General features: G+C 44.1%; 10 protein-coding genes and 1 tRNA gene. 2 read left to right on the forward strand and 9 right to left on the reverse strand.

Annotation, left to right across the window (positions count from 1 at the left end; genetic code table 11):
• Positions 1-270 precede the first annotated feature (270 nt).
• Positions 271-344 (forward strand) — tRNA-Arg (locus tag MKY19_RS24410).
• A gap of 715 nt (positions 345-1059) precedes the next feature.
• Here MKY19_RS24410 and pstA read toward each other — a convergent pair.
• The 6 genes from pstA to uxuA all read right to left on the reverse strand — a co-directional run bounded on the left by pstA (position 1060) and on the right by uxuA (position 8258).
• Complete coding sequence (gene pstA / locus MKY19_RS24415) at positions 1060-1935, reverse strand: phosphate ABC transporter permease PstA (RefSeq protein WP_339798279.1); 876 nt, start codon at positions 1933-1935, stop codon at positions 1060-1062.
• Positions 1932-2879 carry a phosphate ABC transporter permease subunit PstC gene (gene pstC, locus MKY19_RS24420; RefSeq protein WP_042191272.1) on the reverse strand — a complete coding sequence of 316 codons (948 nt, stop codon included), beginning with the start codon at positions 2877-2879 and terminating at the stop codon, positions 1932-1934. Before pstC ends, pstA begins: the two co-directional genes overlap by 4 nt.
• An 82-nt stretch (positions 2880-2961) precedes the next feature.
• On the reverse strand, positions 2962-3822 hold the full coding sequence (locus MKY19_RS24425) for a phosphate ABC transporter substrate-binding protein (protein ID WP_076286457.1): 861 nt from the start codon (positions 3820-3822) through the stop codon (positions 2962-2964).
• 55 nt (positions 3823-3877) lie between these two features.
• Positions 3878-5314, reverse strand: coding sequence for a stalk domain-containing protein (locus tag MKY19_RS24430; RefSeq protein WP_339798283.1), 1437 nt, complete (start codon positions 5312-5314; stop codon positions 3878-3880).
• 244 nt (positions 5315-5558) lie between these two features.
• A complete protein-coding gene (locus MKY19_RS24435) occupies positions 5559-7181 on the reverse strand; it encodes a mannitol dehydrogenase family protein (RefSeq protein ID WP_339798285.1) in 1623 nt (540 codons plus the stop codon).
• Entirely contained in the window at positions 7182-8258 is a 1077-nt protein-coding gene (uxuA, locus tag MKY19_RS24440; RefSeq protein WP_076286454.1) for a mannonate dehydratase, read from the reverse strand.
• 219 nt (positions 8259-8477) lie between these two features.
• On the opposite strand from uxuA, the gene MKY19_RS24445 reads away from it, so the two are divergent.
• A complete protein-coding gene (locus MKY19_RS24445; protein ID WP_339266809.1) occupies positions 8478-9131 on the forward strand; it encodes a GntR family transcriptional regulator in 654 nt (217 codons plus the stop codon).
• 331 nt (positions 9132-9462) lie between these two features.
• Here the strand turns inward: MKY19_RS24445 and MKY19_RS24450 are convergent, their stop codons facing one another.
• From MKY19_RS24450 to MKY19_RS24460, 3 genes are all read right to left on the reverse strand, one after another.
• Entirely contained in the window at positions 9463-10518 is a 1056-nt protein-coding gene (locus MKY19_RS24450; RefSeq protein ID WP_076300700.1) for an NAD(P)-dependent alcohol dehydrogenase, read from the reverse strand.
• A gap of 43 nt (positions 10519-10561) precedes the next feature.
• Positions 10562-14002 (reverse strand): glycoside hydrolase family 2 TIM barrel-domain containing protein, encoded by a 3441-nt coding sequence (locus MKY19_RS24455; protein WP_339798289.1) that lies wholly within the window; start codon positions 14000-14002, stop codon positions 10562-10564.
• A gap of 96 nt (positions 14003-14098) precedes the next feature.
• A complete protein-coding gene (locus tag MKY19_RS24460) occupies positions 14099-16189 on the reverse strand; it encodes an alpha-glucuronidase family glycosyl hydrolase (protein WP_339798291.1) in 2091 nt (696 codons plus the stop codon).
• Between the last annotated feature and the right edge of the window lie 6 nt (positions 16190-16195).

A 16195-nucleotide genomic window follows, 5' to 3' on the forward strand; every position in this document is an offset into this window, starting at 1 on the left:
TGGATTTGATAATAGTCCAGTGTCTTGGGAAACAGGACGATATTCTCTTTTGTGGCGGGGGAATCTGAATCTTTAATGAGGGCACCTCCTTATAGCTAATTATGTGAATTGAATTCTAAAACGTCATAAATGTTATTAAGACCTTAAGCTTCTTCCGAAACTTAATAATTGTAGATTATAGCATACCCCGTACTCTTTTTAAAAAACAGCTTGAAAAACATTGGCGTACATGATATGATAACTCCTGCTTGCTTTTCAGCCAGCAATCATGTCCCGGTAGCTCAGCTGGATAGAGCATGCGCCTTCTAAGCGCACGGTCAGGGGTTCGAATCCCTTCCGGGACGTCAGAGTAACAGCCTTCCTTCGGGGAGGCTGTTTTTGCGTTCAGGGGATGAGAAGCACAGAGGTTCGTCGGAGTATAGGCATCGAAAGCATACGCTTCGCAGTCAGCCCTGACCCGACAGCTGGTGATGCTTCTCGGGGCATCTTAAGGTGGTGTGTCGGCTGGTCTATGATCAGTGCACTAGGCTTGTTGAGTAACTAAGTCTCGGCCGAGTACAGTTGGCGTTCCTCATACCATCCTTGGGCGCTGTATCAACTGCGGTACGCTCGATACACTAGATTGGTTGAGGGAACTAGGAGCTCGACGGTGGCGTATTATGAGCAACTGGGTATCGGATTCGTGGCAGCTTACATTAGGACGAGGACCTTTCAGTTTTTGGAGCTACATAGGTTGAACAGATCGAATGGTTATTTCCTGCCGAGACTATAGTTTTAGGGAAATCCTCCCTGATATTTACCTATAATCTCTAAAAAACAAACTTTTCAGGGAATTCCTCCCTAAATATTTCCTGAAAACCGCTAATCATGAGTAATCAAGGATATTTCAGGGAGGTTTTCCCTAATTATGCTTCTAAAGAGCATAAAACGCTGAATTTTAGGGAGATATTCCCTAATTACGAATAAACAACTTCAATCCATTACTAATCTATCGACACCCCATCAATAACCCTATAAACAAATAAAGGCCTACAGGCTTCCCCCGTAGACCCCAATTCATTACTTCCGGCGATTTCCCAGCCACAGCGGAAATCGAAATACAAAATTGATAAACAAAACTACAAATACAAGTACGGCTGCCGACTTATCAGCAATTTGACGCGCATCTTCTACAATCGCCTCGGATTGTACATACCAAAGATGTACGGCCAGTGTTTCACCCGGCGAGAACAGATTGAAATCCCACATTTCGCCCGAGGTACTGAGACCAGCGGTAAGGATAATAACCGCAGACTCTCCGAAGGCGCGTCCAGCAACGAGACAAATCCCAGTAACAATGGCAGACATTGCAACAGGCAGGACTACCGTGCGGATCACGTGGAATTTAGTCATCCCAAGCGCATAACCAGCCTCGCGGATCTCCCCGGGGACAGCACGTACCGCTTCCTCTGTCACTCGCGCAAGCATAGGTAGATTCAGCAGCGCCAAGCTGACGCCTCCGCCAAGAATCGTCAGACCGATATCGAAATATTCCGCAAAAATTGCGAGTCCGAGCATACCGAACACAATCGATGGAACCGATGATAGAGATTCTACGCAAATACGTAGTGCGCCTGTAAATTTATTGTCTGGTGCATATTCAGCCATATAGATTCCCGCACCCAAACCAATTGGAACGGAAATAAACAGCGAGATGAACAAAATGTAAAAGGAGTTAAACAGTACCGGGCCAATCCCACCACCTGCGTCAATCTCTTCAGGCTGTTTAATCAAGAAATCGGGCCGAAGTGCCGGTAAACCTTTACTAAGAATCGTGAAGAGCAGCCAGAAGATCAGCAGCATGACTAAAGCCCCAAGCGTATAAAACCCTATGGTTGCAATTTTATTGTTTCTTTGAGCACGCGCTGTATGCTTTGTACTTGCGAATCCGTTCACGCTGCATCCCTCCTTTTTCTACCCAGCACGCGGATGATCAGAATTAATACAAATGATATTACTAGCAGGAGAAATGCCATCATATGTAGCGCATAGTTCCATGTAGAGTCAAACTCTACATTGGAGATTTGCATAACGATGTTACTAGTCAGCACCGATGCTGGCGTGAATAACGTCTTCGCCAATTGCGGTGTATTTCCGATAACCATAACTACAGCCATCGTCTCACCCACAGCACGAGTCATACCTAGAATAACCGCAGAGATAATTCCCCGGCTAGCCGCAGGCAGTACTACACGCATGATGACCTGTAAACGGGTAGATCCAAGAGCATATGCAGCATCCCGATATTTGCGCGGTACAGAGACAATGGCATCATCACTGATTCGGCAAATCGTTGGCAGCACCATTAATGCGAGCACAAGTGCAGCGGCTAACAAGCCATCGCCTAAGCTCTCCCCACTAATTCTGCGCAAGAAAGGAAGTAATACCGTTAAGCCTATATATCCGTAAACAATTGAAGGAATACCTACCAATAAATCTAGCACTGGACGGATAAAAGTCTTCATCCATTTTGGAGCAATCTCTGCACAAAGTACTGCCATCCCTACCGAAATAGGAACTGCAATCAGCAGCGTTAATGCAGTTAGTGAAAGTGTATTTACAATGAAGGCAGCCGCTCCAAAAGAATCCTCTTCCGGCGTCCAGTTAAAGGAAAAGAAAAAGTCCGCAGGCGAGAGATGGCCGAACAGAAGCATAGCCGTTTTGCCGATAAATAGAATTACAAGTCCAAGCACGAAGCAAAGCGCAAGAATGCTGAATAAAAAATAAAACTTAAACAATTTGTTGCTAAACAAATGTCTACCATGACGTTTAGGATTAGCGCTAACCTGCGTTACGCTCTCTTTTCCCCTAGTTGCCAAGCCTTGGACTGGTGCCCCCATACTTTCCCTCCTGTAAGCGGCCACCCCCGTATCAAGATCGGAGCTGGCCGCTGTTACCGTTCAATATGATCTTTAGATGTTATTAGCCCTTCATTGCTGCGATCGGAATAAATTTAAGCTTTTTCAGGGAACCTTGTTGGAACTTCTTGCTTTGTACGTATTCGATGAATTCTTTTGTAGCACCAGTAGGTTGGCCTTTAGTCATGTAGTAACCATAAGCCCAGATCTTATAAGATCCATTGATTACGTTGTCTGTAGTAGCAGCTATACCGTTGTGTTTAACAGCTTTTACGTCGCCACTTACATATACAAGGTCGATATAACCGATAGAGTTAGGAGTTGTTCCTACGGCAGTCTTCATGTCACCGGATGAACCTGTTTCTTTGTAGTTTTTAGCTTTTTTAACGATATCTCCGCCATCCAAAGCTTTAGCTTGATAGTTAACGCGTGTACCGGAACCGAAAGAGCGAGTGATAACCACGATGTCAGCATCTGAACCGCCTACTTCTTTCCAGTTCGTGATTTTACCTGCGAAAATACCTTTAAGCTGTTCAGTTGTAAGGTTATCTACACCAACATTTTTGTTAACGATTGTAGCAAAAGGAATAACTGCTACTTTGTTTGCTACTTGACCGTCAAAAGCTTTGAAGCCTGGTACGTCGATGCTAGCATCCCAGTCGCAAGCGCCGATATCAGCGATGCCTTTTTTAACAGCTTGAGGTCCAGTTACTGAACCTTTACCTGAGGCTGCGATTTTCACTTTAGGGTGCAGCTTTTGGAATTCTTTTGCCGCTTGAAGCGTCAATGGAAGAAGTGCGGTTGAACCGTTAACTGTGATTTTACCTTTAAGTGAATCGGCTGCTGCTGCAACCCCTGCGAAAGATGCGGTTACCGCAATTACAGCCGTTAGAGCCGTTACTGTTAGCTTTTTGAAAATCTTCATTTGTATTATTTCTCCTCTCGGCTCTACGCCGTTAAAATATGATTAGGGATATTTATTATTTCGACAGTTGCAATGCTTTACCGCCTTGAACCACCCATACACCGCCATCACTTACGATAGCAAGCTTGCTTCCATCATTCGAAACAGCTACTTCAGATACATCTTCAGTGGAGCGGAACAGCTCAGTCTTAGCTCCATTGTTATCAACGGAATAGACTACTGTGCTTCCATCTGCCGCTGAACCTGCTACAACCAAGCCGTTCTTAACGCCAGTAGACCAAGTTACTTCAACATCAAGTGCAATGTTGCTGCTTTTTCCGTCTGCTTTTAGAACCTTCAATGTGTTAGCTGCGTTACCTTCAGCATCTGCACTCAGGTAAACGACGCTACCATCAGCAGAAATTTCAGGGTACAGCTTGTTATCCGGTGTAGTTGTCAGTGCAGCTGGTTTAGCATCTTTCGTAGCCAGGTCAAGCTTATAAAGCTGCTCTCCAGCAGAGCTGAAGTCTACAGTAAGAGAATCTTCTGTGCTGTCCGCATCGTTTTTAGCAACACCCGTCAAGTTAACGATATAAACGGCGCTCTTTTCATCAGCGGAAATGCGCAGTTCGGATTTGTTTTCTACTTTGTCTGCCAATACGGATTTAACTTCACCAGTGTCTACAGCGATTTTTGCGAGTTTCTCTTGCTTGTCACCTTGGACGAAGTAAATACTTTTACCATCGTTCGACCACACCAGATCCGTTTTTACGCTATTGTCAGTACCAAGTGTCTTAGTAGCTCCGCTAGACAGGTTAATCAGATTCAACAAACCAGTCTCATCATTGAAAGCTCCCCACTGCCCATCCGGCGATACTGCAAAATCCACTGCACTGTCATTTGATGAAAATACTTCGTAGTTACCTGGCTCTGTGCTGAACTTGATAAGTTGAGCAGATTCAGCATCACTTTTGTTCGCAATCAGACTTCCAGCTGCTGTCCAGTGCAAAGTATCAAACAATCCTTCAGGACGAGCAAAGCTTAGAATCGTGCTAGCGTCAGCATCCAGTTCTCCACCTAATGCATAAACTAACTTTGAAAGCTCTACATAGGTTTTACCGTTATAAAATACTGGAGCAACTGTGAATGTCTCGGAATTACCATCTACTTGATAGCTCTTTGAGCCTGTTTTGAGCTTCACATTATGTAATCCTTTGCTGTCATTAAGTTCAAACCCGCCAGCTCCAAGTACTAACTTAGCTCCAATTTCACCAGCTACCTGATTCAGCGAGTACAACTTGTAACCACTGCTATTAATGGTGTTAAACACAATCTGCGTACCATTTACATTCCAAGTGGCTGTACCTTCTTTAACTGCTGTTTTTGCAGCGGTTTGATTGGTAGCCACAGATTTTACATTACTGCCGATGCTAGCTGCAGATACACTCCCAACGCCTACAGTTGCAAGAAGTGCTGAAGCCAACGTTGCGCTAATCCATTTACTGTTTTTCAATTAGATTCACCCTTTTCGTATAGGTAACTGCTAATGTCATTTTCGTCTACAATTGTCAACTCTGTTGCAGAGGAATGTTATGGAAATATTAACTATAATTATTTTTTTGAAAAAGTAGGTATATTAGCGTACTAGACTGCTAAATTCAGATAAACCAAATGGACTAGACACGAAAAAGCCTCATGGGGGATAGCTCTGCGGTGTGCAGTAGCTTTTACTCCATGAGGATTTTTGTAAATGTGATCTACACTAACTCTTCATTTAAGTGCTTTTCCAACGTTCTCCGTACAGCTCCTGGGCCTTTCAGCATCTCATAGAAGTAACTTTCAATCTTGCTACCCAGACCGATTTCATATAACGGTACACCAAAGATCTTCTCATTATCTAGAATTCTATGCACATTAGAGGTTGAATCTCTCAAAGTCACTCCCTGCAGATGCGCTTGAAGCGACTCCATTAACGGATCGGGACTTAGCTCAAATGAATTCCCTTCGTCATCCACTCCGATCAAATAGCGGCACCAAGCAGCAATTGCTAGTGGAATCGCCGTCAATTCAGCTGGATGAAGATTTTCGCGTTGTACATAGGATTTGATCGTTTCCCCATAACGAATGCCTACCTTCTGCGACGTATCTGTCGCAATTCGCTGCGGGGTGTCCGGAATAAATGGATTCGCCAAGCGCTCTTGCAGTACTTCATCCAAAAACTGCTGTGGACGTAGAATGATAGGATCTACAACTACAGGCAATCCTTCCTTATACCCAATCCGCTCGACTAATGTACGTAGGGTCTGATCCTGCATCTCATCCGAAATCTGTGTGTAGCCTAGTAGACAGCCAGTGACCGCTAATGCAGTATGCAAGGGGTTTAGACAGGTGGTAACTTTCATCGTTTCTACCCTGTTCACGGTCTCACGATCTGTGAATATAATGCCGGCTTCTTCTAATAAAGGTCGCCCATTCGTAAACTTATCCTCAATGACCAGATATTCACTAACTTCTGCGTTAACAAAAGGCGCGGTATGAGCGTTCCTCGAGGTAATAAGTATATCCATGCCGCCAATCCCTTGCTCCTGTAAAGCATTACGTACTACCTCGGATGGACGTGGTGTGATTTTATCGATCATCGATAAGGGGAATGTTATGCGACTCTCGTCTTCGAGGTACGCAACAAAACCTTGCTCCACAACCCCTTTCGCAGCCCATGCCTTGGCGATTGTAATCACGCTATTTTTCAACATATCCCCATTGTGCGAACAGTTATCCATACTGACAAAAGTCATCGGATACTGCCCCTTAAGATATCGACGGTACGCTAGAGAAGCGATAACACTCATGCTGTGGGATGGCTGCTCTGGCCCTTGCTCCATATCCTTCTTCACGATATCAAGGTACATTCCATCAGGACCGGTCAAGGTATAACCTTTCTCTGTAATGGTGAAGCTGGCCATCTGCAGGCTCGGGTTTTCAAAAATTTCAACCAAACGGCAGTAATCCTGCGCTCGATTCTTGTTTGCCATAATAGCTTCGGTAATGCTGCTAATGACCTTTTTTGTAAACTCGCCACTCGCATTCATTAGTACGAGAAGTGTTAAATGATCATGCGGTTTATAAATTTTGTCAATCAGCTCGTAGTCAGAGGAGGTAGCGGCAATAATACCTGTATCTGCTTTTCCAAGATCCAACAGCTTCTGGTGAGCATTCGCAACAAATCCCCGAAAAATATTTCCCGCTCCAAAATGAACCCATTCCGGCCTAACGCGCGTATTCTCCGCCACCTGCTCATAATCAAACTGAGGAAGCTCCACGTCAGCGTCCTTCCACGCCTCTGCACATGATTGAATACTCTCTCTTGTCAGAAGCAGCATTCACTTCACCCCCATCGTATTGTCGAGACTATCCCACACACCAAGTAAATACATGATCCCCATTGCTCTATCGTACAGCCCGTACCCCGGGCGGCAAGTCTTCTCTTCCCCCCACAAATGTCGACCATGATCTGGACGCACATACCCCGTATATCCATTCTCATGATACGCTTTAACAACCTCTGCCACATCCACACTGCCATCCCGTCCACGATGAGAGACCTCAATAAAATCTCCGTTCTCAAAAACCTTAACATTTCGAATATGAGCAAAATGAATGCGATTACAGAATTCCCGAATCATAGCCGGCAGATCGTTCTTCGGATTCGTACCGAGCGACCCAGTGCAGAAGGTTAATCCATTATACGGACTATCTACTGCGTCAAGTAAACGACGGATCGTATCACGGCTGCGGACAATGCGGGGCAAGCCAAAGATCGGCCAAGCAGGATCATCGGGATGAATAGCCATTTTGATATCGACTTCTTCACAGACAGGAATAATGCGCTTCAGAAAATAGACCAAGTTCTCGAACAGCTTCTCTTCCGTTACATCTGCATAAGCGGCGAATAGCTCATCGAGCTTCGCAAGACGCTCTGGCTCCCAGCCAGGCATCGTAAATTCGCCGGCCCCCTTGAGAATACGATTCACCATGTCGCGCGGGTTCTCATTAATGGCCGCATTTTCATAAAAAAGAGCATTCGAGCCATCTGGCAATTCCTTGTACAGCTCCGTCCGAGTCCAGTCAAAGATGGGCATGAAATTGTAACAGATCACTTTAGTACCGACCTTGGCTAGCTTCCGTATGGTGTCTATGTAAATATCGATATATTTATCACGCGTCGGGAGTCCAATCTTGATATCATCATGGACGTTCACACTCTCTACTACGGCAGTACTAAACCCTTTGCTCGTAATTTGATCCGCAACCTTTTGAATGTCATCCATTTCCCACACTTCGCCCGCTACCTTATGATGTAGTGACCAGACAATACCCATTACCCCCGGAATTTGCCGGATATGATCAAGCGTAATGTTGTCATTGCCTTCTCCATACCATCTCCATGTCATGTTCATCTAGATAAAACCTCCTATATTTCATGTGTCGAGATCTTGTATACAATATAATATACTCAAATATTAGATTTAAATAATACCTTTGTCAATGACATAAAATCAATATTCCCGATCTTGTATACAAGATTAAAAAATTATATAATGAAATCACTATCTTATTTCAGGATCCCGTTTCAGATATCCGCATTACAAATTCAACGGCAATGGAGACGCAACCTCATGTCCACCAAAAATGATATTTTGAACCTATTAAAGCACGAAATTCTTAATTTAACGCTAAAACCTGGAACCATTCTAAGTGAGACCGTGTTATCCGAACGGTTTCAGATATCCAGAACACCTTTGCGCGATGTACTAAAGCAGCTATCCCTCGAGTCCTATATTGATGTGTATCCGAAGAAAGGGAATCTGGTTTCATACATTGATTTGGAATCTGTCGAGCAAATGATCTATTTAAGAAGCGTTTTAGAAAAGGATATTATCAAAGGTCTATGCGATAGCCTTACTCTTAAAGGAATTATAGAACTTAAGAAGAACCTAGAAGAACAAAAAAATGCCATACATCAAGAACATTCCATTGAGCACTTTTTTGCTTTGGATAACGCCTATCATAAGACGTTATTCACATTAGCAGGACATGAATTTTTGTGGGAGCAAATTAAGTTTTCCCATGTGCATTATGAAAGATATCGACGCTTGCATACGCTAAAGGCAGAAAAGCTGGAGAAAATTTTGAGCGAGCATCACATGATCCTGGATTGTATGACAAACCATGAACCAGACAAAGTGGATGAGCTAGTCCAGCATCATTTGCGTGAAGATATGAACTCCTTATACTTACTGGAGAATTTTGCAGATTATATTAAAGCGTAATACGCGAAGAGGCTGTCCTACAGTAGAAAGATTTGTCCAACTTGGCATATCTATGTGTCTTCGGTCTCGTTGTTTTTGTTGAAACTTCCCCCTCTAAAACAGCGGAGAGGACGGACTGATTGTGGAAAAGCGATAGCGTTCGCCTTGGTCTCCGGATTTTTACCGCGTAGGGAAAATAAATTAAATCTGGAGACCACAGCGATTGGAACAACGGTCCGTTCGCGGAGCGTCCATATAAAAAGCAATAGTTGCTCCTACGTAAACACAAAAAGACCGCCTCAAGCAGCCATTTTCATGGCTTTTGGGACGGTCTCTTTTTAAATAACACGCATTAAGGCATATTCGGATAAATCATTACCTTAATACTTGTATCCTTCTCTTTACGTGCTACTTCAAGAGCTTCTTGAGTATCTGTAAGCGCAAAGCGATGCGTAACTATTTTCTCAATATCTAATGAAGAATGCTGCAACGCTTGGATCGCAGCCGGATAGGTATTCGCGTAACGAAAAACACCATAAGCATCGATCTCACCATCGATAAATTGTCCCATGTCCATCGGAATAGCACTATCGGCTGGTAAACCGACAAATACAATTCTCCCGCCACGGCGAACCCACTTAATTGTATCCGCCATCGCCCTTGCGTTACCCGATGATTCTACGACGAGTGTAACTCCAAATCCGTTCGTTAACTCGTTGAGTCGCTGTCCAACATTCTCTTTTACTGGATCTAATGCTGCAGTGAAGCCCATCTCCATTGCAAGTTGACGCCGAAAAGGTACGACATCCGTACCATAAATTTCAGAAACGCCAAATAGCTTTGCTGCTTGTCCTGCAAGCAGTCCGATCGGACCAAGACCCGTTATTAGCACTCGATCAAACGGTTGAACCTTACCACGCATCATCGCATGAAAACCAACCGACAATGGCTCCAGCATTGCGCCTTCCTCATAACTCATAGAATCCGGAAGTTTAAATAGATAATCGCTTGGCATGACAATGTATTCTGCCCAAGCCCCATTTACTGGGGGTGTTGCAAGAAAGACCACATCTGGACACAAATTATAACGTCCTGATTTACAATAGTCGCATTGTCCACAGGTCACTCCTGGCTCAACCGCTACTCGGTCACCTACAGCTATATTTGATACCTGCTTACCAACCTCAACGACTTCACCAGCCAGCTCATGGCCTAATATGATCGGTTCCTTTACTACATAACGACCGATTCTTCCATGCTCATAGTAATGAACATCTGACCCGCAAATTCCGATACAATACACCTTAATTAGCGCTTCATTATCCTTAGGAACAGGAATATCTATTTGCTTCACAGAAATCGATAATTGCTCATCCATTATTGCAGCATTCATCTTGCCTGTTAACATGTACACGCACCTCATTTATCGTAGTAGTTGAAAGGACAATCGATCATTCAAACCGAAACCAACCGAAATCGAACTGACTTCCAGGCAAGAAGATAAACGTTACCTTCTGATCCCCTGTCACTTTCTCCAACTCAAATACTCGCTCTACATATCCATCTGACTGTGTAAATTCGATCAGTTGATTGTTAGATGCTTCACCCTCTTCGAAGCGAAGATGAATGGTATTCTTATCGATCGGAGATCTCCCACAAATGATAAGCTTTGAAGTACCTTCCGTCGTAAAATCCATCTGTTCGAACACGAGAGATACGTTATTCCCGATTCCTTCAACACCCTGTTCCGCGATGGTGAACGTATCACCATAAATGCGATCACAATCCACAGCCCTATTCTGCTCGAATGCTCGGTTCTTTTTCACAAATGAGAAGCCTTTAATGTGCACCTTCTTCTGTAATACGAAACAAATAGAGCTGATACCCGTGAGTCTCTTGGATAATAGATAGGTTGCCTCCTGATAAACATTCCATTGCGATTCCTTCTGATAAATGACGTCTGCCAAAAGCTCACTGTTCTCTTCGTCCGGCATGCCTTCCCAAATCTGGAGCTCGTAGGCTTCGCTAGACAATGCGAATAGGGGAATCGTTATCAAATCCGAGCCGTAAGTTCCAAAGTCAATCTCGCGATAAGCAACCTGCGTCTCACCATCTCGACTCGTTGCTACGCCTCGTTCATTTCCGTTTCCGACTTCGCCTTTAACCTCGTCATATAGACCGCCAGATATAAATCCATACGGATCCTTGTAAGCCGTCCCCAGACCGCACGCTGTAAATTCCAACTGTGAAATCAGCTTTGTCTTTTCCGTACCGTTCTTACTCATACAGCGAATGCGGAAACTCCCATCTCCTAACGCCGTGATCTTGGCTTCTTGTCCCAGTTGTTCGAGCCGCGCTAGATTGGACTCAATCCCTGCATCATTTACAATACTCCACTCCACTTCAGTATAGGAAGTGTCTTTAGGGTAAAGGATGGCGTGTACATTCATTTCTCTTCTATTTTCATTAAACTGTTGTCCAGAATGACTTATAATTTCTATCTTTCGTAAAGGAATTTCTTCTACATTTCCCATCACACAGGGCAATGCTAGATTTCTAGTGTTAGCTGAAATGCCTATTCCACGATCTGCCACAGGGAGCGATTGAAGCTGTAGCTTACTACCTACTACACCTTTCGATGTAACCTCAACTGTTATCGTACCCGCTTCTAAACTCGCAGCAACAATCGCCATAAGCTTACCGCTGAACAAGCGTCTACTCGTTCCTTTGTATGGATCATAGTCCGTGCTGTCTCCATTATCTAAACCGATCAAACGGCCTGCTCCGCCCACCTGAACCTGAACGCGATTGTTTGCATTCTCAACGGCATTCCCGCGCTCATCCTCCATCGTAATTTCGATGAAGATTAAATCTGTGCCGTTCGCAAGGAGTGTACCCTTATCAGCTTTTAAGCAGATTCGACTCGCATCCCCGAACGATTTCCTGATGTCTACTGCAATGATTTGGCCAGCCTCATCATAAGCGATTGCCTTGAGCTCGCCTGGTTCATAAGGAAGCTTCCACCAGCCCGCTAGCTGCGTTCCATGTACATGATCGATTTCATAGGTCCCAACAGTCTCACCATTGAACTGCAATTCTATCTTGGGAGCATTCGAGCAGACTCGAACATCGATCATTTGACCGGGATTGAAATCCCAATAGGGAAAAATATGCACCATCGGATGCTCCTTGTAATTTGTCCAAGCCGCTTGATAGATGTAATATGAATCCTTTTTAAAGGTCGCTGTATCAATCTGTCCAAAATACGAATTCTTCGTATGATACGGTGTAGGTTCACCAATATAATCAAAACCCGTCCATATAAATTGCCCTAATGAGAACGCTGCATCTCGCTCCGCGATAATACACGCTTCTGCTGACTTCGCTCCCCAGCTTGTAGAGCTATTACCTAGTGCAGAGCACTGCTCATCGTCATCAGCCAGGATGGATTGCTCGAATGGGAAATGATATATTCCCCTGCTCTGCACAATAGAGGCGGTTTCACTACCATAGATAATCCAGTCAGGATGTTCCGCGTGATGCTGATGGTAATATTTTTCCGCATAATTGTAGCCTGCCACCTTTACGATGTCCGCACATTTCTGAGCATTCTCCCATGGCATATAGTTCGATCCAATGGTCACTTTCCCGTTGCCTTTCGGCTCATATTGAAGCACGGCTTCCATCAACATGCTCGTCAATTCTTGCCCTTTCTTGTCAGCATGCGTATCATAAATTTCATTGCCAATACTCCACATGAACAAGCTTGGATGATTACGATCTCGCATGACCCAGCTTCTCACATCTTTTAACGCCCAGTCCTTGAAAAATCTTGCGTAATCATATGTGGTCTTCGATCGCTCCCACATATCAAAGGCTTCTGAAACCACAAGCAGCCCCATTTCGTCCGCCAGATCCATAAGCTCTGCAGCAGGCATATTATGAGCGGTGCGTATTGCATTTACGCCCATGTCCTTTAAGATCTCAAGTCTTCTTCGCAATGCTGCTGTATGAAACGCCGAACCCAATGCTCCAAGATCATGATGCTCACAAACTCCGTTAAGCTTAGTCTTTACCCCATTCAGAAGCATTCCCTCTTGCGGATCCAGTACAATCGTTCGAAAGCCTATAAACTGTGTTACTTCTTCTATTGTTGTCCACACTTCATCAGAACCCTGATCAGGTGCCTTATGCTGCAATTCCGTTTTTAGCTGATATAAATGCGGCTCACCGGGGCTCCATAATAAAGCATTCTCTACAGTCAGCACCTGACTTACACGTGAGGTGGCTTGTGTTTGATCTCCAGCCGAGATTTTCTCAACACAGGTCTTTATCTCTCGATCCTTGTACAGAACGGTTTGGGAAAGCCTCATATCTTCTGTTATGTTTAGGTCGGTGTCGATTTCCACCCGCCAAACTTCATTTTTTTGTACCGTATGAATGTAAATTCCATCTGTCACGATGTGATTGCAATCTCTTGTCTTGAGCCATACATTCCGATAGATACCCGCTCCTGAATACCATCTACTATTCGGACTCTGATGCACGACCTTCACTAGAATTTCATTTTCCCCGTCTATGAGCATATCTGTAATTTCGTATTCAAAGGAAGAATAACCGTATTTCCATTCCCCAACCCATTGATGATTCACATAAATCGTGGAGTCCATATAAATACCATCAAAACACAGCAATAGCTGCTCATCGTTCTTCGTATTTATAAAATATTTTCGATACCAGCCAATACTATTCTCATATAAGTCTAACGTGTTATAAATCAACCAATCATGTGGGAGATCGATGGGATGGAAATCCAAGGACTCAGCATTCGTCACTTCTAAAGTACTCTTGGCGAATTCCCAGTCCTCATTAAATAATCTTTTCTGATTCAAGGTGTATCTTCCTTTCTTCTCATAGGATTATGAAACAAAGGGATGGAGCAATAGAAGGAGTGGCCCTGCTGGACACACTCCTCCTACTGCTAATATTTAGTATATTGTACGTTGATGCTGGTCTGGGATACCGCTTTTTCGAAAGAAATACGTATTGATGATATCTCTCCACTCGCGGGCATGTAGTACCTGTTCGTGCAGACGGTCTGCCACCTGTCCAAACCTGCTGCCATCCATTTTCCCCCCAAGGGATTGCCACTTCTCTTTCAGCCCTGCTGCGCGATCCACGCCATCAAAATGCGTATCATAAATATGCTGGATGACCGTTTTACCAGATTTAAGAGTATGCGTATACGGTACATGATGAAAGAACAGTAATAGCTCATCTGGACAAGTAGCTACCGATTCATACAAATCTACATTCGCTCCTTGATACTGAGCAACATATCCCGTACCCGTCTTTATTGTTCGGTCTACGCCAATCCCTTGTAAGTCTGCAAAATGATACGTTCCCCATTTCGAATATTCATATCCATCCACATTTGGACCGTAATGATGATCAGGATTGACCATCCAGCCTACCCCAAGTGGCGAAGTATAAGATTCATAGATATGCCATGAGGTTAACAAGATCTCACGAATCGTATCTATTAACTGCTCATCCTCTGCACTGAACGTGAGCATTGTCCATTCCTTCGCGATTTGCTCTGCACTTAATTCCGGATTCCAAGCGAGACGCCCGTAACCATATAGATTGGCCTGCGCTAACAAATGCCCCGTCCAGTTATGATCATTACCAATATTTGAAACAGCAGCGAAGCCGCTATATTTATAACCGTACATGGATCCATCGACGACCCGTTTCACCGATGACTCCGAATCCGTTGCGTAAGTATTAAAATCAAGAACTTCCTTCCATTGAGGAATGAGGTAGCAGACATGACGCTGTTGGCCTGTATATTCCTGCGTAACCTGAAACTCAATCATCATATTAGTATGCTCCATGGCACCGAACAGCGGAGACACACCTTCCCGTACTTGAAAATCCATCGGTCCATTCTTCACCTGCAAAATAACATTATCCATGAATCGACCATCTAGCGGTTTAAAGTGATCATATGCCGCTCGTGCACGATCGGTGGAGCGATCCCGCCAATCCTGTTTGCAATTGTAAACGAAGCAGCGCCAGATGACGATTCCCCCGAAAGGCAATAAAACTTCAGCCAGCATGTTCGAACCTTCTGCATGATCACGATCATAAGTGAATGGACCTGGACGATTCTCTGAATCAGCTTTTACGAGGAAACCGCCGAAATCTGGAATCAATTTATAAATTTCTACTGCCTTTGCCTTCCACCATTGGCGTACATCAGAATCTAACGGATCAGCTGTATTCAATCCACCGATTTCGATCGGGCTAGCATAGTTAATACTTAGGAATAGCTTCACCCCGTAGGTACGGAAGATATCGGCAATTTTCGCGATGTCAGGAAGATAGCGCTCCGTAATAAACATCGTTTCAAACCGATGTACATTGACATTGTTTATAGCAATCGCATTAATTCCTATCGAAGCGAGCATTCTCGCATAATCTTGCAATCGATCAAAGTCCTTAGTGATTTCGTTGTCTGAGTAAAATATGGACTTCCCTGCGTAACCACGTTCGATGCTTCCATCGATGTTATCCCATTGATTCATCATGCGGAGCGTATTTACCGGCTGATCCAACATATCCAACGCCTTAATCGATTGACCCGTTCCAAGCAAGCGTAGGAATGCAAATACACCGTACAGTAAACCCACGGGTGTGGAAGCACCAATTGCAATACAGTCCTTCTCCGTGTTTGTTCGAATGGCATATCCTTCTGGTCCAATTGCTGTCCTTGTAGCCTCGCTAAAGGTATGCGTAATCAACGGATGATTACTATCAAACGTACCGATTGCAATACAAGCTTGTTTATCTTTATCCTGAGATTCAGCAATGGTAGCTTCTATATCGAGCATTCCTAGTATGCCACGTGTTAGTTCTTGCACAGCACTTTTGATCACTGGATGATCTTGTTTGACTGTCAAAATGTTATAGCACCAAGGAGAATAGCACTCTCTTACTGCACTCGATTGAATATATGGATATTCGAGCCAAGCTTTATACCCTGCGTTATGTAATTCTGTCTTTTGTTCTGCCATAATTCG

Source organism: Paenibacillus sp. FSL R5-0744 (assembly GCF_037972555.1).
Classification (GTDB): Bacteria; Bacillota; Bacilli; order Paenibacillales; family Paenibacillaceae; genus Paenibacillus_AQ.